Below are 21,677 nucleotides of genomic sequence, written 5' to 3'. Positions count from 1 at the left end.
CAAAGCCGACAACGGCGACGCATGGGTGGAAGTGCGTGGCAACAAGTTGGCCCCGCCTCAAATCAGCGCTGAAATTCTGCGCAAGATGAAGAAAACTGCCGAAGACTACCTCGGCGAAGAAGTGACCGAAGCCGTCATCACCGTGCCCGCTTACTTCAACGACGCACAACGTCAAGCCACCAAAGATGCAGGCCGCATCGCGGGCTTGGATGTCAAGCGCATCATCAACGAACCCACCGCTGCTGCCTTGGCCTTCGGTTTGGACAAAACAGAAAAAGGCGATCGCAAGATTGCGGTGTATGACTTGGGTGGCGGCACGTTCGACGTGTCCATCATCGAAATCGCCGACGTCGATGGCGAGAAGCAATTCGAAGTGTTGTCCACCAACGGTGACACCTTCTTGGGCGGCGAAGACTTCGACCAACGCATCATCGACTTCATCATCTCCGAGTTCAAGAAAGAATCTGGCGTTGATTTGTCCAAAGACGTGTTGGCCTTGCAGCGCCTGAAAGAAGCCGCTGAAAAAGCCAAGATCGAGTTGTCATCCGCCACCTCGACCGACATCAACTTGCCTTACATCACCGCCGATGCCTCAGGCCCTAAGCACTTGAACATCAAGCTCAACCGCGCCAAGCTGGAGCAGTTGGTGGACGAGTTGGTCGAGCGCACCATCGCCCCTTGCCGCACCGCCATCAAAGATGCTGGCGTGTCGGTGAGCGACATTGACGACGTGATCTTGGTGGGCGGCATGAGCCGCATGCCCAAGGTGCAAGAAAAGGTGAAAGAGTTCTTCGGTCAAGAGCCACGTCGTGACGTGAACCCTGACGAAGCTGTGGCTGTGGGCGCTGCGATTCAAGGTCAAGTGCTGTCTGGCGACCGTACCGACGTGTTGTTGCTGGACGTGACACCGCTGTCTTTGGGTATCGAAACCATGGGCGGCGTGATGACCAAGATGATCACCAAGAACACGACCATCCCCACCAAGTTTGCACAAACCTTCTCTACCGCAGAAGACAACCAGCCTGCTGTGACCATCAAGGTGTTCCAAGGCGAACGCGAAATGGCTTCGTTCAACAAAGGTTTGGGTGAGTTCAATCTTGAAGGCATCGCACCTGCCGCTCGCGGCACACCACAAATTGAAGTGTCGTTTGACATTGACGCCAACGGCATCTTGCACGTGGGCGCCAAAGACAAAGCCACTGGCAAAGAAAACAAAATCACGATCAAAGCCAACTCTGGTTTGAGCGAAGACGAAATTCAACAAATGGTGAAAGACGCCGAGTTGAACGCCGTCGAAGACAAGAAGAAGTTGGAGATCGTCCAGTCTCGCAACCAAGCTGATGCCGCTGTGCACAGCGTGAAGAAGAGCTTGGTCGAGCATGGCGACAAGCTCGACGCTGGTGAAAAAGAAACCATCGAAACGGCCATCAAGGAAGTCGAAGAAGCCTTGAAAGGCGAAGACAAAGCCGACATCGATGCCAAGACCGAAACTTTGATGACCGCCTCGCAAAAGCTGGGTGAAAAAGTCTACGCCGACATGCAAGCCGCGCAAGCCGCCGGCGGTGCAGCCGCAGGCGAGCAAGCCAAACCAGCCGACGACAACGTGGTCGACGCTGAAGTGAAAGAAGTCAAAAAGGGCTAAACCTTTTTCTCAACCTCTGAGCTGACCTCGCCGCGTTTCGCCTGAAAAGGTGAACACGCGGCGAAGTCGTAACCAAGCCCCACAAAACACGGCACTGCCCACACCATGTCCAAACGCGATTTTTATGAAGTCCTCGGCGTCGCCAAAGGCGCGAGCGATGACGAGATCAAAAAGGCTTATCGCAAACTCGCGATGAAGCACCACCCCGACCGCAACCAAGGCGACAAAGCCAAGGAAGCAGAAGCGCAGTTCAAAGAGGTGAAAGAGGCCTACGAAATGCTGTCGGACCCCGAAAAGCGTGCGGCCTTTGACCAATATGGTCATGCAGGCGTGGACCCCAATATGCGCGGCGGTCCTGGTGGCTTTGGCGCTGGCGCTGGTGGTGCGGGTTTTGGTGAGGCCTTTGGCGACATCTTTGGCGACATCTTTGGCCAACAACGCCGTGGGGGCGGTGGCCGTCAGGTCTACCGTGGCAACGACCTCAGCTACGCCATGGAAATCACGCTCGAAGAAGCGGCCAACGGCAAAGAAGCACAGCTCAAAATTCCAGGCTGGGACGAGTGCGAAACCTGCGATGGCACAGGCGCCAAACCCGGCACCTCGGTCAAAACCTGTGCCACCTGCCATGGCAGCGGTCAGGTGCAAATGCGCCAAGGCTTTTTCAGCGTACAGCAGACCTGCCCGCACTGCCGCGGTTCAGGCAAGGTCATTCCCGACCCGTGCACGATGTGTCACGGCCAAGGCAAGCTCAAAAAGCAAAAAACACTGGAAGTCAAAATCCCAGCCGGCATCGACGACGGCATGCGCATTCGCAGCACCGGCAACGGCGAGCCCGGCACCAACGGTGGCCCACCCGGCGATTTGTTCATTGAGATTCGCGTCAAGAAGCACGACATTTTTGAGCGTGATGGCGACGACCTGCATTGCTCAGTACCCATCAGCATCACCACCGCAGCCTTGGGCGGCGAAATTCGCGTGCCCACGCTGGCCGGCGAAGCGGCGATTGATATTCCAGAAGGCACGCAAAGCGACAAGCAGTTCCGCTTGCGCGGCAAAGGCTTGAAGGGCATTCGCTCTAGCTTTCCAGGCGACTTGTATTGCCACATCTCAGTGGAAACACCGGTCAAGCTCACAGAGCACCAACGCAAGCTGCTCAAAGAGCTGGACGAGTCCTTGAAAAAAGGCGGCGCCAAGCATTCACCTGCCGAGGGTGGATGGGCCGATAAGCTCAAGCGCTTTTTCAACTGAAGCACGCGAAGTGTCTTGCGTTAAAAGGGAGATACTTCGCGCATGAGCGTCAACATCACATTTTTGGGCGGAACCGGCACAGTCACCGGTTCTAAATACTTGGTTCAGCACGACGGTAAAAAACTACTGGTCGACTGTGGCTTGTTTCAGGGCTTCAAACAACTGCGCTTGCGCAACTGGAACCCGATGCCCATTGAAGCGGCAGATGTGGATAGCGTGCTGCTCACGCACGCCCACCTAGATCACAGCGGCTACCTGCCATTGCTCTACCGCCAAGGCTATCGTGGCCACGTGCATGCAACGCCCGCCACCTGCGATTTGTGCGCCATCTTGCTGCCAGACAGCGGCCATATCCAAGAAGAAGACGCGGCTTTCGTCAACCGTCACGGCTACACCAAACACGAGCCCGCCATGCCGCTGTATGGCAAACACGACGCGCTGCAATCCTTGCAACTGCTCAAGCCAGAGCGCGAGGGCATCAGCTTCTCGCCACTGCCCGGCTGGAAGGCCACCTTCTCACACGCAGGGCATATCTTGGGTGCGGCCAGCATTTTGTTAGAGGTGGCAGACCGTCGCATTTTGTTCAGCGGAGATCTGGGCAGACCTGATGACCTCGTGATGAAGGCCCCCGACTTACCACCAGATGCCGACACCGTGTTGATTGAGTCCACCTACGGCAACCGCGAGCACCCCAAAGAAGACGTATTGGCCGAACTCGCGCCCGCCCTCAAACGCGTGGCAGCACGTGGCGGCGTGGCCGTGGTGCCCGTGTTTGCCGTGGGCCGTGCACAAGCTTTGTTACATGCCATTGCCTTGCTGAAAGAACGTGGCGAAATTCCACACGGGCTACCCATCTTCTTAGACAGCCCCATGGCGGTGCACACCACCGAACTGTTGCCACGCCACCCAGAGGCGCACCGCTTGGATGCCAAAGCGCTCAATGTGCTGAAACACATCGCCACCATGGTGGAAACACCCGAGCAATCCAAAGCCTTGGCCAAACACCATGGTCCAATGGTGATTTTGTCGGCCAGCGGCATGGCCACGGGTGGGCGCGTGTTGCACCACCTGGCGCATTACCTGCCCGACCACCGCAACATGGTCATTCTCACGGGCTATCAAGCACCGGGCACGCGCGGTGCCACTCTGGCAAGCGGCAGTGGTGTGGTGCGCATTCACGGACAAGATGTGGCCGTGCAGGCTGAGGTGGTGCAACTGCAATCGTCGTCAGCACATGCCGACGCTGTGCAGTTGGTCGATTGGCTGGGTCACATGAAAACTAAGCCAGATCAGGTGTACGTGGTGCACGGCGAACCCGAAGCCTCTGACGCGCTGCGTCAGCGCATTGAGCGTGAATTAAAGTTGCGTGCGGTGGTGCCCGAACACGGCAGTACTTGGCCGTGCTGAGCTTGAGCTGATCGCCTCTTTACAAGAAGCGGTCCAGCAATTTGCGGGTGTGACGGTCCAGCGACGGCAAGTCGCGAATCAAAAACTGCACGCCGTGTGCATCAGCCACGATGAGACGACTGGCCGTCAAACGGCGAATGTCTTCTTCGCCTTTGAGCACCAGTTGCGCTGGACCACGGCTGGTTTGGACGCGCCACACACTGGGCGTGGAAAAGCTGTTCACACCGTCTAAGCGCAAAATTTCGGGCATGAACTCTCGGCCTTGCAGGGCTTGCGCGACGATCTCGCGCTCGTTGTTAGGCAGGTCTTTGAGGTTTTCCACCCAAGCCAGCTCTTTGCCTTCGGCGCTCAACACAGAAATGCTTTGATCGGGTGACGCAATCGGAAACGCACGCGCCACAACAGCGCCCATGTGTTGCGTCCCATCGGCCAAGGTGACGACCAGTTTGCCAAAGGCATCAAACGCTAAGGTAAATGCGGCACTCATACAGACTCCTTGGTCAAAGCACGCGCCACGGCGTCTTGTGCATTTTTCGCTTGGGCTTCATACAGACGGTAGTAAGCACCTTGTCGCGCCATGAGCGTGTCGTGGTCGCCCTCTTCCACCACAACACCCTGCTCCATCACCACCAAACGGTCGGCTTTGTTGAGCGTAGACAAACGGTGCGCAATGGCAATCGTGGTGCGACCTTGCACCAGGTTGTCCAAGGCCTTTTGAATTTCTAGCTCTGTCTCGGTGTCTACCGAAGCGGTGGCTTCGTCCAAGATCAGGATACGTGGGTTGATCAACAAAGCTCGCGCAATCGAGATACGCTGACGCTCGCCACCGGACAGCCCTTGGCCGCGTTCACCCACCAAAGAATCGTAGCCTTGTGGCAAACGCAAGATGAATTCATGCGCATGCGCCGCACGGGCTGCTGCCACGATTTCTTCGCGTGTGGCATCGGGCTTGCCGTAGGCGATGTTGTCGGCAATCGTGCCAAAGAACAAGAACGGCTCTTGCAACACCATGCCAATGTGGCTGCGGAAGTCAGACAAGGCGACGTTGCGAATATCAATGCCATCCAGCTTGATTGAGCCTTCGCTCAAATCGTAGAAGCGGCAAATCAGGTTGACCAACGTGCTCTTGCCTGAGCCGCTTTGACCGACTAAACCAATCATCTCGCCTGGGCGAATGCTCAGGTTCATGCCGCGAATCACCGCGCGGTTGCCGTAGCGGAAACCCGCATCTTGAATTTCGATATTGCCCTGCAAAGGCACAGGCAACTTTTGTGGGTTCGTAGTTTCCGGTACGCTGGAAACGTGGTCCAAAATTTCAAAAATACGCTTGGCGCCAGCCGCCGCTTTTTGGGTGTGCGACACGATGCGACTCATCGAATCGAGTCGTGTGTAGAAGCGGCCGATGTAGGCCAAAAACGCAGCCAACACACCCACGGTGATTTGGTTGTGGGACACCAAATAAATGCCAAAGCCCCACACCACCAACAAACCCACCTCGGTCATCAGCGTGACGGTGGGCGAGAACAAAGACCACACAAAGTTGATGCGGTCGTTCACCGCCAAGTTGTGCTTGTTGGCATCGCGAAAGCGGTTGGCTTCGCGCGTCTCTTGCGCAAAGGCTTTGACCACGCGGATGCCAGGAATGGTGTCGGCCAACACGTTGGTGAGTTCTGACCACACGCGGTCAATTTTCTCGAAGCCAGTGCGCAATTTGTCGCGAACGGTGTGAATCAACCAAACGATGAACGGCAGCGGCAACAAAGTGGCTGCCGCCAGTTTGGGGTCGATGCTGATGAGAATCGATGCCGTCATGACAATCATCAAAACGTCAGTGGCGAAGTCCAGCAAATGCAACGACAAGAATACGCAAATGCGGTCGGTCTCGGCGCCAATGCGGTTCATCAAGTCACCCGTTCGACGGCCGCCAAAGTACTCCAGCGATAAGCGCATCAAATGTTCGTAAGCCGTGGTGCGCAAATCAGCGCCAATGCGCTCTGACACCAAGGCCAGGATGTAGGTTTTAAGCCAGCCTAAGCCCCAAGCCAGCAAAGCGGCCCCCAGCAAACCACCCAAATACATGTAGACCAAATCGTGGTCAATGTCTTTGCCGTTTTGAAATGGAATCAGCACATCGTCCATCAACGGCATGGTCAGGTAAGGAGGCACCAGGGTCGCAGCTGTGGAGGCCAGCGTCAACAAAAATCCCGCCAGCAGACGCCAGCGGTAAGGGTGAGCAAAACGCCACAAACGAAACAAGCCCCATGTCGACATGGGTGCATGTTGTTCACGGCTGCACACGGGGCATTCGTCGCCCACGTTTTCGAGCTGCAATTTGCACTGTGGACAACGGGCTTGGGCAGAGGCCGTCAGCGATTTACCGTGGGTCAGCACCTCCAAGCGATCTGCCAATGTTTCTTGCAAACGCATGGCCGTGACGTTGTGCGTCAGCGTAAAGCGCCAGCTGGCGATGCGGTGCGTGGCATCGACCAAGCTCAGAGTCCCCACACCGGCGTGATCGGTGTGCGTCAGCTTCATGCCAGCAGCCAAGGTCCAACTGTTCCAGACAATGGCTGTACCAGTGGTTTGGGAGCCAAAAAGCACCCTTTGGTCTGTCACAATGAGAAGCCCTGCAGAAAAATGCAATTGGGCATTCAAGTCAACCTCTAGACAAGCTAGAACGTTTTCTTGAGGTAACAGTTGTGCAAACGCTGAAGATTGCCAGCCCTCGGGCAAAACAACTTTGGTGGAAGCCGATAAAGAAGAATTCATTATTGGAATTTTGCTGCTTCAATCGATGTCAATCGATGGACGGCGATAAAAATAAAAAGCAGGAGCCAGGACTTTGTTGAACCCCAGCACGTATGCAAATGATTGTATCGCCGCAGCCTCGGAGGTCGCTGTGGTGACCTCGGCTCTTCACCCTGCTTCAGCCACGCCAACCTCCGCTCAAAACCTCCGCTAATTTATGGCCTTCAAAGACATCCAAATCCTGCGCATGAACTACTTGCGTGGGCCCAATATCTGGACTTACCGCCCCATCATTGAAGCGCTCATCGACTTGGGCGAAATGGAAGACCACCCCTCTAACAAAATCGATGGCTTCAACGACCGCATCAACGGTTGGTTGCCCGGTTTGGTCGAGCACCACTGCGGTGTGGGCCATCGCGGCGGCTTCCTCACACGCCTCGTGGGAGGCACTTGGATGGGCCACATCATGGAGCACGTCTCCATCGAGTTGCAGCTGTTGGCCGGTGCACGCGCTGAGTTTGGCAAGGCCCGCGAAATCAGCAAGCGCGGCATTTACAAAGTGGTGTTTCGCACCGAGCACGAAGAACTGGGCCGCGAAAGCTTCTTGGCGGCACGCGAACTGGTGATGGCCGCGGCCAACAACAAGCCTTTTGATATCACGGCCACCGTGGAGCGTTTGAAAAAGATTGCCGATTTGCGCTGCCTGGGCCCGAGCACCGCATGCATCGTCGATGCAGCGGTGGAGCGCAAAACCCCTTTCATTCGCCTGACCGAAGGCAATTTGGTGCAACTGGGCTACGGCTCTAAGCAGCGCCGAATCTGGACGGCCGAGACAGACCGCACCAGCGCCATTGCTGAGAGCATTTCCAGCGACAAAGACTTGACCAAGCGCTTGCTCACGCAGTGCGGCATTCCTGTGCCAGAAGGCCAGATTGTCAAAACTGCTGACGAAGCTTGGGAAGCGGCCCAAGACATCGGCTTGCCCGTGGTGGTCAAGCCACTCGACGGCAACCGTGGCTGGGGCGTGTCGCTCGACGTGAACACCGAAGAAGGCGTGCGCACAGCCTGGACCGCTGCTGAAAAAGAAGGCAGTGAGGTGCTGATTGAGCGCTACGTGCGCGGTGATGAGCACCGCGTGTTGGTGGTCGGCGACCGTGTGGTGGCTGCTACCCGTGGCGAAACCGCTTGCATCACAGGCGACGGCACATCGACAGTGGAACAGTTGATTGACAGCCAAATCAACACTGACCCACGTCGCGGTATTGCCGAAGGCTTCCCGCTCGACTTGATCCGCTTGCACACCCCACGCGGCGAAATGTCTCTGCTCGAAATCCAACGCCAAGGCTTGAAGCCCGACAGCGTGCCCGAAAAAGGCCGCATCGTGGTCGTGCAACGCAACGGTAACTTGAACAACGATGTGACTGACTTGGTTCACCCTGAAGTCGCTGCTGTGGCCACCCTCGCCGCGCGTGTGATTGGCTTGGACATTGCCGGCATCGACATCGTGACACAAGACATCTCGCGCCCTCTGGAAGAAACCAAAGGCGCCATCATTGAGGTCAACGCAGGCCCTGGCTTGCTGATGCATGTCAAGCCAGCGGTGGGCCAGCCCCGCCCTGTGGGCAAAGCCATCGTCGAACATTTGTTTGGCCCCAATGAGTCTGGCCGCATCCCCGTGGTGGGCATTGTGGGCAGCCAGCAAACCACTGAGTTGTCTCAGCTCCTCGCTTGGTTGTTGCACCTTTCTGGCAAACGCACTGGCTTGGCTTGCAAAGATGGCCTGTACATGGACCAACAGCACTTGGGCAAAACAGATTCCCGTGGCTTTGAAGCCTCTGAGCGCTTGCTCATTAACCGCGCCTTGGATGCCGCTGTGTTTGAAACCACACCTGCGCACATCTTGGACGAAGGCTTGGCTTACGACCGTTGCTTGGTAGGCGTGGTCACCAACATGCCAGACACCACAGCCGCTTTGATTGACAAACACGACATTCAAACGCCTGAGCAAATGCGCACCGTGGTTCGTACGCAAATCGACTTGGTGTTGCCCGAAGGTGCTGCCGTCTTGAACGCAGACGAAAAAGATGTGACCACCCTGGCTGAACTCAGCGATGGCGAAGTCGTGTACTACGCCAAAGCCCAAGACAACGCCACCTTGATGGCGCACTTGCAAGCCGGTGGTCGTGGTGTGTTCTGCAAAGAAGGCCATGTAACTTTGGCGCGTGGTGACCAAGAAACACCGCTGTTTCATCTCGACCTCGAATTGATTGCACGCTTGCTCAAAGACGGCTTGCACATCTCCACCTTGCTGGCTGCGGTGGCCGCTGCGTGGTCACTGGACATTGCGCCACTGCTGATTCGCGCTGGCTTGAAAAATTTCGGACAACAAAACCAACACGTTGCCAAAGACGTTGCAAGGATGAATGGCTAATGGAAGTCTCTCGTATCCGCGCCCTGCGCGGCCCCAACCTCTGGACCCGTCACACCGCCGTGGAGGCCATGGCGACTTGTGAGGCAGCCGAAATCGACCTCAGCCAGCACCCCGACTTCGAAAACCGCTTGCGCAATTTATTTCCGGGCGTGGGCAACTTGCAGCCGACCGACCACAAGGTCAAGCTCAGCATGGCGCATGCGCTTGAAGCAGCCACCTTGCATTTGCAAATTGAAGCGGGCTGCCCCGTCACCTTCAGTCGCACCACGGCCACTTCAGACCACGGCCTGTTCCAGGTGGCAGTCGAGTACACCGAAGAGCAAGTAGGCTTTATGGCCATCAAGCTGGCCCACGAACTGTGTCTCGCCGCTTTCAACAACACCAGCTTTGATGTGGATGCCGCCATTCATCAACTGCGCGAATTGGACGAAGACATTCGCTTGGGTCCATCAACAGCCTCCATCGTCAACGCTGCCATTGCACGCGGCATCCCCTTTCGTCGTTTGACCGAAGGCAGCTTGGTTCAGCTGGGATGGGGCAGCAAACAACGCCGCATTCAAGCAGCCGAAATTGACTCCACCAGTGCCATTGCCGAATCCATCGCGCAAGACAAAGAGCTGACCAAAAAGTTGTTGCACGCCGCAGGCGTGCCCGTGCCCTTGGGACGGCCTGTCGTCAACCCTGATGATGCATGGGCGGCAGCACAAGAGATTGGACTGCCAGTCGTGGTGAAGCCACGCGACGGCAACCAAGGCAAAGGCATCTCCGTCAATGTGACCTCTGAAGAAGGTGTGAAAGCCGCGTATCTCGCCGCAGTCGCGCACCGCGACGATGTGTTGGTCGAGCGCTTCCTGCAAGGCAGCGATTACCGTTTGCTGGTGGTCGGCAACAAACTCGTAGCCGCTGCACGTCGCGAACCTCCATTGGTCATCGGCAACGGCAAAAACACCGTGCGTGAGTTGGTCGACATTGTCAACGCCGACCCTCGCCGTGGCGAAGGCCACGCCACTTCGCTGACCAAAATTCGCTTCGACGACATCGCCATCGCACGCCTCAAAGAGCAAGGCTTTGAAGCCACTTCTGTACCCGCCAAAGGTGCACGTGTGATTCTGCGCAACAACGCCAACTTGTCCACCGGCGGCACCGCCACCGATGTGACCGATGACGTACACCCCGAAGTCGCCCTGCGTGCCATTGCGGCGGCACAAATGGTCGGCTTGGATATTTGCGGTGTGGACGTGGTGTGTGAATCTGTGCTGCGCCCGCTTGAAGAACAAAGCGGCGGCGTGGTCGAAGTCAATGCAGCTCCAGGCTTGCGCATGCACTTGAGCCCCTCGTTTGGCAAAGGCCGTGATGTGGGCGAGGCTGTCATGGCCACCATGTTCCCGGATGGTGGCGATGGTCGCATTCCCGTGATTGCCGTCACAGGCACCAACGGCAAAACCACCACCGTGCGTTTGACCTCACACCTGCTGCGGGCCAATGGCTTGCGCGTGGGCATGACCAACACAGACGGCGTCTATGTGAACGGCCGTCAAACTGACAGCGGAGACTGCAGCGGCCCGCGCAGCGGTCGCAACGTGTTGGCGCACCCCGATGTGGATGCGGCTGTGCTAGAAACAGCACGCGGCGGCATGCTGCGCGAAGGCTTGGCCTTTGACCGCTGCCAAGTGGCCGTGGTCACCAACATCGGTATGGGCGACCACCTAGGTTTGAATTACATCTCCACCGTGGAAGACCTCGCGGTGTTGAAGCGCGTGATTGTGCAAAACGTTGCTGAATCTGGCACAGCCGTACTCAACGCCACCGACCCCATCGTGGCGGCCATGGCCAACAAGTGTCCAGGTCAAGTGACTTTCTTCGGCTTAGATTCGCACCACCCGGTCATTGCCACGCACCGTGCGCAAGGCAAGCGTGTGTTGTTTGTGGAAGACGACCAAATTGTGGCGATGCAAGGCAACCACTCGGTGCGCATTCCCTTGTCAGAAATCCCTGTCACACGCAGTGGTGCGATTGGTTTTCAAATTGAAAACGCCATGGCCTCCATCGGTGCGGCATGGGCGGTGGGCGTGCCTTGGCAAACCATCTGCAAAGGCTTGGCCACGTTTGTCAGCGACAGCAATGCCGTACCCGGACGCTTCAACGTGTTCGACTACAAAGGTGCGACCGTGATTGCCGATTACGGCCACAACCCAGACGCGATCAAAGCCTTGGTGCAAGCCGTGACGAACCTGCCGGCACAGCGCCGCAGTGTGGTGATCAGCGGCGCGGGCGACCGACGTGACGAAGACATCCGCGAACAAACGCGCTTGATTGGTGAAGCGTTTGATGATGTGGTGCTGTACCAAGACGCGTGCCAACGTGGCCGTGTGGATGGCGAGGTGCTGAAGCTCTTGCGTCAAGGTTTGGACGGCGCGAAACGCACGACGCACATTGACGAAATTCATGGCGAGTTTTTGGCGATTGACCGTGCGATGGAGCGATTGCAAAAGGGCGATTTGTGCTTGATCTTGATTGACCAAGTGGATGAGGCTTTGGCGCACATCACGCAGCGGGTGAACTCGGCGGCTTTGGCTGGCTAAGTTTTTTCTGCTCTAACAAAAAGCCACTCTTTTTTTGAGTGGCTTTTTTGTTTGTGCTTCTGTTTTTCTATCGCTGATGCTGATGGGGCTGTGCGGAGGCTGCCTCATGCTGGGGTACCAGAAATCGGCAGCCGCCGCACAGCCTCATCAGCATCCGAGTGTTTTCGTTCGAACTCGGAGCTCAGACAACTTAAAACAAACCTTTGTACTGGTCGCGCAACAAGTTTTTTTGCACTTTGCCCATGGTGTTGCGGGGCAGCTCAGCGACAACAAAACACTTCTTCGGAATTTTGAAGTTGGCCAGTTGTGACTTGAGTGCGGCAATGATGGCATCTGCATTCACCTTGGCACCAGGTTTGGCGATGACCACCGCCACGCCCACTTCACCGAAGTCGGGGTGTGGCACGCCGATCAGCGCGCTTTCGGCAACGCCCGCCATGTCGTTGATGTAGCCCTCGATTTCGGCGGGGTAGACGTTGTAGCCGCCGCTGATGATGAGGTCTTTGCTGCGACCAACGATGACCACGTAGCCGCGCTCGTCGACCTTGCCCACATCACCGGTTTTGAAATAACCGTCTGCCGTGAACTCTTCTTTTGTTTTCTCGGGCATGCGCCAGTAACCGCCAAACACGTTGGGGCCTTTGACTTGGATGCCACCAATTTCGCCCACGGGTAAGGCTTTGCCTTCGTCGTCTTGCACACGCAAAGACACGCCTGGCAAGGGGAAGCCGACGGTGCCACCACGGCGTTCAGTTTGGCCAGGGTAGCGCGCATCAGCTGCGTAAGGGTTGGAGGTGAGCATGACGGTTTCGCTCATGCCGTAGCGCTCAAGGATAGGCTGGCCTACGCGGTCTTGCCACTCATTGAAGGTTTCCAACAACAAAGGCGCTGAACCCGCCACAAACAAACGCATGTTCGAGGCTTGCGCTTTGGTGAGGCTTGGCTCAGCCAACATCCGCACGTAGAGCGTGGGCACACCCATGAACACGGTGGCTTGCGGCATTTTGGCGATGACGAGTTTGGGGTCGAACTTGGACATCCAAATCATCTTGCTGCCATTGAGCAAGGCGCCGTGGATGGCCACAAACAAACCGTGCACGTGGAAGATAGGCAGTGCGTGAATCAACACATCGCCGGGCTTCCAGCCCCAGTACTTCTTCAAGGTCTGCGCATTGCTGAGCATGTTGCCGTGCGAAAGCATGGCGCCTTTGCTGCGGCCGGTGGTGCCACTGGTGTACAAAATAGCCGCCAAATCGTCGGCCTTGCTTTGCACCACGTGGTGTTTGTCTGAGCAGTGGGCGGCACGCTCTAGCAAGCTGCCGGTGCGGTTGTCATCCAAGGTGAACACGTTTTGCGTGCCCGCCTTGAAAGCAATTTTGCTGACCCAGCCAAAGTTTTTGCTGCTGCACACCACCACGGCGGGTTCGGCGTTGCCAAGAAAATACTCAATCTCAGCACTTTGGTAAGCCGTATTCAAAGGCAAGAACACATAGCCAGCACGCAAAGTGGCGAGGTAGAGCATGACGGCTTCAACCGACTTCTCTACTTGCACCGCCACACGTGAACCTTTGGGAATGTGCAGTGAGTCCAACAGGTTGGCCATCATGGCGCTGGCGCGATCAAGGTCGGACCAGCTGTAGTGCAAGCCATCGTCTGTTTCGATGGCTGTTGCTTTCAAATCACTAGGAAACGCGGCACGCAAGGCCGCATAGAGGTTGTGGTTCATCGTCTGTCTTCAGTTAGTCGAGTTTGGCACCTGAGGCTTTCACCACGGCCGCCCACTTTTTAATTTCACCAGACACAAAGTTACCAAACTGTGCGCCGGTGAGGTTGGGGAAATCCGCACCGTTATTTGCCCAGCTGGTTTTGATTTCATCTGACGATGCTGCTTTGCGCACTTCTTCGATGGCGCGTGCTTGTACGTCAGCGGGTGTGCCTTTGGGTGCCCACAGGCCATACCAAGTGTTCACGTTGTAGTCAGGCAAACCTAACTCCGCAGCACAAGGCACATCTGGAAATGCTGGGTTGCGCTTGTTGCCCGACACCATCAAAGCTTTGATGCGACCGCCTTTGATGTGCTGCGCTGAAGAACCCAAACCATCAAACATCATGTCGACGTTGCCAGCGATCAAGTCTTGCAAGGCAGGGCCTGAGCCGCGATATGGAATGTGGGTGATGAAGGTTTTGCTTTGCAGCTTGAACAGCTCGCCCGCCAAATGGTGCGAGGTACCGCCACCGGCAGAACCATAGTTGAACTTACCCGGTTTGCTACGCACCATTGCCATGAAAGCTTTGAAATCGCCAGGCATATTTTTGGGGTTCACCACTAGCACGTGTGGCACGCTGGCCACGAGGGCGAGGGGCACAAAGTCGCGCTCTAGGTCGTAGTCGAGTTTGGGATACATGGAGGGTGCAATCGAATGGTGCACCGCGCCCATGAACAAGGTGTAGCCATCGGGCGCAGCTTTGGATGCCACACCCGCGCCCAAGTTACCACCGGCACCACCCCGGTTGTCAATCACCAAGGTCTTGCCGCTGTGTTTGGAAAACTGTGCTGAAAACGGACGCGCAAATGCATCCGTACCACCGCCGGCAGGGAACGGAACAATTAAGGTGACAGGTTTGGTGGGCCATGCACTTTGCGCTTGTGCGCCAAAGCTCAAGGCAGCGCAGGCGGCTACCGTGATGGCCATCCATTGGCGACGGCTTGTGTTTAGTTTGAGTTGTTTCATGCAGGTCTCCTTCAGGGTTTTAATTGGCTCATTCATTTGAAATACATATCTTCCACATCCCCAGAAGCTGGAGCAATACCTTTGTCCAGCAATTGGCGATGCTTGTCTAAGCGTTTGAGATCGTAAAGGTAATTGACCATCAAACCGTGTGATTGTTTGATACCTTTGGCCGATGGGTCAGCAAACCAGTTGATGCGCTCAATGCGCGCACCGTTGCCCAAGTGGAAACGTGCCACAGGGTCTAACACTTGGTCGCCAGATTTGGCTTGACCAAGATAATGTGCACCAGCTCGCATTAGGAAATGGCGCAAGTGCGACTTGCCTGACAACACCTCTAGCACTTGAGGTTGTTCAATGGCAGCCAAGACATGGCTGGCAGTCGGTGGCTCAAAGCTGATTTCACGGCCCAAGGCCGACAGCTCTTTTTCATCGAGCTGACTCAGCAGCGTTTCCACATTCTTGGTCAACCAAGGGCGCAAGGCTGGGATGGGCGACAAGGTGGCAAAAGTTTTGAGTTTTGGAAATTCAGCACGCAAGGTTTCCACCACACGTTTGATGAGCGAGTCGCCAAAACTCACGCCTTTCAAACCACCTTGCGTGTTGCTGATGGAATAAAAGATTGCCACGGTGGACTTTTGCAAATCTTCGGGTGCAGCTAACTCATCCAAGAGCGGCATGATGTTGTCTGCCATCTCGTTGAGCAAGGCGACTTCCACAAAAATCAAAGGCTCATTGGGCAAGCTGGGGTGAAAGAAGCCGTAACAACGACGGTCACTGTCCAATCGATTTTTCAAATCGGCCCAGCTGCGAATGTCGTGCACCGCCTCGTACTTGATGAGCTTTTCAATGAGCGATGCGGGCGAATCCCAGCTGATGCTGCGCAGCTCGAGGAAGGCCACATCAAACCAGGTTGAGAACAAGTTCTCCAACTCGGCATCCAACGCTTGCAAACGTTTGTTGCCTTTGAGATGCGGCAACAACTCGGCACGCAAATCGACTAAGAAACGCATGCCGCCAGCAGAAGCCGCAAAGCGTTGCAACAAACGGGTGCGGGGTGATACCAAAGCGCGACGCAAACGAATCTCGGCGGGGCCTTCGTCCACGGTGCCCAATGCTGCGTCGTAATCGTCGCGCGCAGCACGCACTTTGACGGCATCAGGGCCAAACTGCTCGCTGATCAGCAACCACAAGTCTTGCCGCTGGGCAGCATCGGCTTTGGCGTACCAATCAGCCAAGGCTTTGGCGCGACGACCGCCCTCCACTTCGCTCACACGCGGGTCTACCACGGCTTGCAAGAGCGTGAGCGTGCGACGCAAGGTGCGCGGTGACAAGGCCTCTTTCTTTTGGCGCAAGGTGGCATCCAGACGCTCACGCGTGGAGCGGTCTTCTGGCTTCGAGGCCTCTGCCGCAGGCGCTGAGTTGCGAAGCAGATTAATTTTGCTATTGAGCCAAGTTGTCGCGTTCATCCCATTTTTCTTTCTGGCTGCATGCCGTCTTTATGCCGTCAACACACTTCGGTTGGCTGAGGCCAGCTCGCGCAAGGCCTCACGTTGCTGCAATAAATGGTTGCGCATGGCCGTGTCTGCGCCAGCGGCATCGCCCGCCTTGAGCGCAGCGAACACGGCCATATGCTCTTTCAAACTTTGCTTCAAACGCCCAGGCGCGTGCAGCTGCTGTAAACGTGCGAGCTTCAAAATTTTGCGCAGGTCGGCAATGGTTTGCGCCAACCATTTGTTGTTGGCCAACCGAATGATGGCTTCGTGAATAGCGAAGTTGGCGTCGTAGTAGTCGTTGATATGCCCTGCTTCAGCGTGCTGCTGCAAACGTTGATGCCACAGCTCTAGCGCTTGCACGTCGGCAGGTGTGGCGCGCTGGGTGGCATCGAACGCACAGCGGCCTTCTAGCAATGCGATGACCGGAAAAATATCATCCAAGTCTTGCTCAGTGACTTCGTTCACAAAGCAGCCACGACGCGGTTCATGTCGCACCAAGCCCTCTGCAGTCAGCACCTTGAGGGCCTCACGCAGTGGCGTGCGCGAAATGGACCACAGCTCACACAAGGTCACTTCATCAATAAAGTCACCAGGGCGAAGCTGGCCATCAAAGATGTAGCTACGCAGCTGTGTGGCCACATCGTCGTGCAAGGAGCTGGGAAGCGTGCGCATGGATTTGGTGTGCTGCTAGTTTCTCTGTAATTACACGTAATTATGAAGAATTAATTGATAGAAAATGCAAGAAAACCTCAGGGACTTACCCTGATATTCAATATAAATTTATACGGTTTCGGGGGATCGATTGGCGCGAAGCAAAAGCCATACACCAATGGCCACCATCGGCACGCACAGCCATTGCCCCATGCTCATACCAAGTGCCAACAAGCCCAGATGAGCATCGGGTTCGCGGAAGTATTCGGCCATGAAGCGCAAGCTGCCATAGCCAATCATGAACACACCCGACACAGCACCAATGGCGCGTGGCTTGCGCGCGTAAAGCCACAAGACGATGAATAACAAAATGCCTTCACCCAAGAACTGGTAAATCTGCGATGGATGACGGGGGATGAGACTGCCACTTTGCGGAAACACCATGGCCCAGGGCAGGGACGGGTCTGCTGCCCTGCCCCACAACTCGCCGTTGATGAAGTTGCCCACACGGCCTGCGGCTAAGCCAGTCGGTACACAAGGGGCAATGAAATCGGTCACCCACAGCCAGGGACGGTGACGCTGCCGAGCAAACAGTGCCGTCGCCACAAACACACCCAACATACCGCCATGAAAACTCATGCCACCTTGCCACACGGCCAAGACTTCAAGCGGATGAATCAAGTAATAACTGGGGTTGTAAAACACGCAGTAGCCAATGCGTCCACCCAAGACAACGCCCATCACACCGTAAAACAAAATGTCTTCGATGTCTTGCTTGGACCACGAACCCAACACCACTTGCGCAGCATAGGGCTCGTGCTTCAAACGCAAATGACCCAAACCGACAAACAAGGCAAACGCGGCCAAGTAAGTCAAGCCGTACCAGTGAATGGACAAGGGGCCCAATTGAAGGGCAACAGTATCGATCGTGGGGTGCAAAATCATGGATCAATTGTGCCTTGGCCTGCTGACCTTTTCATGATCAGACCAAGGTTAAACTTGAGCCTCAAACAAAATTCTGAGACACCATGGACAACAAAACCATCAAAATCAACAGCCGTTCTGCCAACATCACCGAGGGCAAATCGCGCGCTCCCAACCGGTCGATGTACTACGCCATGGGCTACGAAGAGGGTGACTTCGTCAAACCCATGGTGGGCGTGGCCAACGGCCACAGCACCATCACTCCCTGCAACAGCGGCTTGCAAAAACTGGCTGACGCCGCCATAGAGGGCATTGAAGAAGCCGGTGGTAACGCACAGGTGTTTGGCACCCCCACCATTTCGGACGGCATGGCCATGGGCACCGAAGGCATGAAGTACTCGCTGGTGTCGCGTGAAGTGATTGCTGACTGCGTCGAAACCTGCGTGCAAGGCCAGTGGATGGACGGCGTATTGGTGGTGGGCGGTTGCGACAAGAACATGCCCGGCGGCCTGATGGGCATGTTGCGTGCCAACGTGCCAGCGATTTACGTCTATGGCGGCACCATTTTGCCGGGTCGCTACCAAAACAAAGACCTGAACATCGTGAGCGTGTTTGAAGCCGTGGGAGAAAACGCCGCGGGCAAGATGAGCGACTTTGACCTGAAAGAAATTGAAAAGCGCGCCATTCCTGGCGCAGGTTCATGTGGTGGCATGTACACCGCCAACACCATGTCTTCGGCTTTCGAGGCATTGGGCATCTCCTTGCCCTACTCCTCCACCATGGCCAACGTGCACGAAGAAAAAGTCCATTCGGCCAAAGAGTCGGCCCGTGTTTTGGTACAAGCCATCCGCAAAGGCATCAAGCCGCGCGACATCGTGACCCGCAAGTCCATTGAAAATGCCGTGGCCGTGATCATGGCCACCGGCGGTTCAACCAACGCCGTGCTGCATTTCTTGGCGATTGCCCATTGCGCAGGCGTGGAGTGGACCATCGACGACTTCGAACGCATCCGCCAGCGCACACCCGTGTTGTGCGACCTCAAGCCCAGCGGCAAAGCTTTGGCCGTTGACCTGCATGTGGCCGGCGGCATTCCGCAAGTCATGAAGATTTTGCTCAACGCCGGCTTGCTGCATGGCGACTGCATCACCATCACAGGTCAGACCATCGCCGAGGTGCTCAAGGATGTGCCCGACGCGCCGCCCGAGCAAAGCGTCATCCACACCATCGACAACGCCATGTACAAGCAAGGCCACCTGGCTATCTTGAAGGGCAACCTGTCACCCGAAGGTGCTGTGGCCAAGATCACCGGCCTGAAAAACCCGGTCATCACCGGTCCCGCTCGCGTGTTTGACGACGAGCAATCGGCCCTCGAAGCCATTTTGGCGGGCAAGATCAAAGCAGGCGATGTGATGGTTTTGCGCTACCTCGGCCCCAAAGGCGGCCCCGGCATGCCTGAAATGCTGGCCCCCACGGGCGCGCTGATTGGCGCAGGTCTGGGCGAAAGCGTGGGCCTGATCACCGATGGCCGTTTCTCAGGCGGCACCTGGGGCATGGTGGTGGGCCACGTTGCACCCGAGGCCGCAGCCGGCGGCACCATTGCGTTTGTTCATGAGGGTGACAGCATCACCATCGACGCCCACAAGCTTGTTTTGGAGCTGAACGTACCCGAAGCCGAATTGGCCAAGCGACGTGAAGGCTGGAAAGCACCTGTGCCACGTTACATGCGTGGTGTGCAAGCCAAGTTTGCTTTCAATGCATCTAGCGCCAGCAAAGGTGCGGTGCTAGACGACTATTGATCCACTTAAGTCATTTAGAAGCAATATGAGACACATCACCTTGACGATTGCGGGACTTTTTTTATCAATCGTTCCCGCATTCGCAGATCAAGTCTTGGCGACCTCTAAAAACTGCATGGCTTGCCACGCGACAGAAAGAAAACTTGTGGGCCCCGCCTTCAAAGATGTAGCCGCTAAATACGCGAGCGACAAAACGGCAGTCGACAAACTGGCTATCAAAATTCAAAAAGGTGGCGCAGGCGTTTGGGGCCCCGTGCCCATGCCTGCCAACACCCAAGTCAGCGACGCCGATGCCAAAAAATTGGCTGCCTGGGTGCTGACCATCCAGTAATCAAGCCACGCGCTGCAAGCATTGCGACAGCGGCCTTGAGTAAACTCAGCCGCTGTTTTACCTCTGGCCTTTTTCAGGACTTCATCCATGACCACGATCCGCCAAAACGACCTGATTGAATCGGTCGCTGCAGCTCTGCAATACATCAGCTACTACCACCCTGCTGATTTCATTTCTCACTTGGCCAGCGCCTACGAGCGTGAGCAAAGCCCTGCGGCCAAAGATGCCATCGCGCAAATTTTGACCAACAGCAAGATGAGCGCCTTCGGCCATCGCCCGATTTGCCAAGACACCGGCATCGTGAACGTGTTCTTGAAAGTGGGCATGGACGTGCGTTGGGAAGGCTTCACCGGCAGCTTGGAAGACGCCATCAACGAAGGCGTGCGTCGTGGCTACAACTTTGCCGACAACATGCTGCGCGCCTCAGTGGTCGATGACCCTCAGTTCGCCCGCAAAAACACCAAAGACAACACACCCGCTGTGATCTTTACCCAAATCGTGCCTGGCAATAAAGTGGATGTGACCGTGGCGGCCAAAGGTGGCGGTAGCGAAAACAAATCCAAGATGGTCATGCTCAACCCCAGCGACAGCGTGGTGGATTGGGTGCTGAAAACTGTCCCCACCATGGGCGCGGGCTGGTGCCCGCCTGGAATGCTGGGCATCGGCATTGGCGGCACCGCTGAAAAAGCAGTGCTCATGGCCAAAGAAAGCTTGATGGACGACCTAGATATGTACCAATTGCTGGAGAAATCCAGCAAGGGTGACAAGCTCAGCCAAGTTGAGGAACTGCGTTTGGAGCTGTATCACAAGGTCAACGCACTTGGCATCGGCGCACAAGGTTTGGGCGGCTTGACCACGGTGCTGGACGTGAAGATCAAGATGTACCCCACGCACGCGGCCAGCAAGCCCGTGGCCATGATTCCGAACTGCGCGGCCACACGCCACGCGCACTTTGTGATGGACGGCTCTGGCCCCGTGTTCTTGGAAGCGCCTTCACTCGATTTGTGGCCCAACGTCAACTGGACACCTGACACACAAAAGAGCAAGCGTGTGGACCTCAACACCCTGACCAAAGAAGAAGTGGCGAGCTGGAAGCCAGGCCAAACCATTTTGCTCAACGGCAAGATGCTCACTGGCCGCGATGCCGCCCACAAGCGCATTCAAGACATGCTGGCCAAAGGCGAGAAGTTGCCTGTGGACTTCACCAACCGCGTGATTTACTACGTGGGCCCTGTGGACCCCGTGGGCGACGAAGCCGTGGGCCCCGCCGGCCCCACCACCGCCACACGCATGGACAAGTTCACCGAGATGATGCTGTCGCAAACCGGCTTGATCTCGATGGTGGGCAAAGCTGAACGCGGCCCAACCGCCATTGAAGCGATTAAGAAGCACAAGTCGGCGTACCTCATGGCGGTGGGCGGCGCGGCTTACCTCGTGTCCAAAGCCATCAAACACGCCAAAGTGGTGGGCTTTGCTGACCTCGGCATGGAAGCCATTTACGAGTTCGATGTGGTCGACATGCCCGTGACAGTGGCGGTGGATTCTGGCGGCACCAGCGCCCACATCACCGGCCCCGCCGAGTGGGAAAAGCGCATTGCCACGGGTGAGTTCAAAGGCATTGGCATCAAGTCCAACTGAGTTTGAATTTTTAAAACGCGCAGCGTTTGAAGCGCCCAATAAAAAACCGGCTCT

The 21,677-nt window shown here is 56.3% G+C and carries 15 protein-coding genes; 8 read left to right on the top strand and 7 right to left on the bottom strand.

The features are described from left to right. The 3 genes from dnaK to RMR24_RS08690 all read left to right on the top strand — a co-directional run. The coding region (dnaK, locus tag RMR24_RS08700; RefSeq protein WP_310614681.1) for a molecular chaperone DnaK at positions 1-1,642 on the top strand (1,642 nt) is incomplete at its 5' end. 105 nt (positions 1,643-1,747) lie between these two features. Beyond that, on the top strand, positions 1,748-2,890 hold the full coding sequence (gene dnaJ, locus RMR24_RS08695) for a molecular chaperone DnaJ (protein ID WP_310614680.1): 1,143 nt from the start codon (positions 1,748-1,750) through the stop codon (positions 2,888-2,890). Between the two features lie 42 nt (positions 2,891-2,932). Beyond that, the gene (locus RMR24_RS08690; protein WP_310614679.1) at positions 2,933-4,297 is read left to right on the top strand and encodes an MBL fold metallo-hydrolase; all 1,365 of its coding nucleotides are present in this window, start codon (positions 2,933-2,935) and stop codon (positions 4,295-4,297) included. 19 nt (positions 4,298-4,316) lie between these two features. Here RMR24_RS08690 and RMR24_RS08685 read toward each other — a convergent pair whose 3' ends face one another. Both RMR24_RS08685 and RMR24_RS08680 read right to left on the bottom strand, forming a co-directional pair. After that, the gene (locus RMR24_RS08685) at positions 4,317-4,784 is read right to left on the bottom strand and encodes a DUF1854 domain-containing protein (protein ID WP_310614678.1); all 468 of its coding nucleotides are present in this window, start codon (positions 4,782-4,784) and stop codon (positions 4,317-4,319) included. Next, positions 4,781-7,066, bottom strand: coding sequence for an ABC transporter ATP-binding protein (locus RMR24_RS08680; protein WP_310614677.1), 2,286 nt, complete (start codon positions 7,064-7,066; stop codon positions 4,781-4,783). Before RMR24_RS08680 ends, RMR24_RS08685 begins: the two co-directional genes overlap by 4 nt. 196 nt (positions 7,067-7,262) lie before the next feature. Here RMR24_RS08680 and cphA (RMR24_RS08675) point away from each other — a divergent pair, with 196 nt between their 5' ends. Both cphA (RMR24_RS08675) and cphA (RMR24_RS08670) read left to right on the top strand, forming a co-directional pair. Beyond that, entirely contained in the window at positions 7,263-9,476 is a 2,214-nt protein-coding gene (gene cphA, locus RMR24_RS08675) for a cyanophycin synthetase (protein WP_310614676.1), read from the top strand. Next, the gene (gene cphA / locus RMR24_RS08670) at positions 9,476-12,058 is read left to right on the top strand and encodes a cyanophycin synthetase (RefSeq protein ID WP_310614675.1); all 2,583 of its coding nucleotides are present in this window, start codon (positions 9,476-9,478) and stop codon (positions 12,056-12,058) included. Before cphA (RMR24_RS08675) ends, cphA (RMR24_RS08670) begins: the two co-directional genes overlap by 1 nt. 190 nt (positions 12,059-12,248) lie before the next feature. Here cphA (RMR24_RS08670) and RMR24_RS08665 read toward each other — a convergent pair whose 3' ends face one another. From RMR24_RS08665 to lgt, 5 genes are all read right to left on the bottom strand, one after another. Next, on the bottom strand, positions 12,249-13,784 hold the full coding sequence (locus RMR24_RS08665; RefSeq protein ID WP_310614674.1) for a malonyl-CoA synthase: 1,536 nt from the start codon (positions 13,782-13,784) through the stop codon (positions 12,249-12,251). 13 nt (positions 13,785-13,797) lie between these two features. Further along, the gene (locus RMR24_RS08660; protein WP_405023329.1) at positions 13,798-14,790 is read right to left on the bottom strand and encodes a Bug family tripartite tricarboxylate transporter substrate binding protein; all 993 of its coding nucleotides are present in this window, start codon (positions 14,788-14,790) and stop codon (positions 13,798-13,800) included. A gap of 32 nt (positions 14,791-14,822) precedes the next feature. After that, positions 14,823-16,256, bottom strand: a complete 1,434-nt coding sequence (locus tag RMR24_RS08655; RefSeq protein WP_310614673.1) for a malonyl-CoA decarboxylase — start codon at positions 16,254-16,256, stop codon at positions 14,823-14,825. 30 nt (positions 16,257-16,286) lie between these two features. After that, positions 16,287-16,955, bottom strand: a complete 669-nt coding sequence (locus RMR24_RS08650) for a GntR family transcriptional regulator (RefSeq protein ID WP_310614672.1) — start codon at positions 16,953-16,955, stop codon at positions 16,287-16,289. Between the two features lie 108 nt (positions 16,956-17,063). Next, complete coding sequence (gene lgt, locus RMR24_RS08645) at positions 17,064-17,879, bottom strand: prolipoprotein diacylglyceryl transferase (protein WP_310614671.1); 816 nt, start codon at positions 17,877-17,879, stop codon at positions 17,064-17,066. 83 nt (positions 17,880-17,962) lie between these two features. Between lgt and ilvD the strand changes: the two genes are divergently transcribed. From ilvD to RMR24_RS08630, 3 genes are all read left to right on the top strand, one after another. Continuing rightward, positions 17,963-19,654 carry a dihydroxy-acid dehydratase gene (gene ilvD, locus RMR24_RS08640; protein WP_310614670.1) on the top strand — a complete coding sequence of 564 codons (1,692 nt, stop codon included), beginning with the start codon at positions 17,963-17,965 and terminating at the stop codon, positions 19,652-19,654. Positions 19,655-19,679: 25 nt separating this feature from the next. Next, positions 19,680-19,985, top strand: a complete 306-nt coding sequence (locus RMR24_RS08635) for a c-type cytochrome (protein ID WP_310614669.1) — start codon at positions 19,680-19,682, stop codon at positions 19,983-19,985. An 87-nt stretch (positions 19,986-20,072) separates the two neighbouring features. Then, entirely contained in the window at positions 20,073-21,623 is a 1,551-nt protein-coding gene (locus RMR24_RS08630) for a fumarate hydratase (RefSeq protein ID WP_310614668.1), read from the top strand. Positions 21,624-21,677: the final 54 nt, after the last annotated feature.

This window comes from Limnohabitans sp. (genome assembly GCF_031539105.1).
Lineage (GTDB): Bacteria > Pseudomonadota > Gammaproteobacteria > Burkholderiales > Burkholderiaceae_C > Limnohabitans.
The sequence above is the reverse complement of the archived record's forward strand: the minus strand, read 5'-3'. Positions and strand labels throughout refer to the sequence as shown.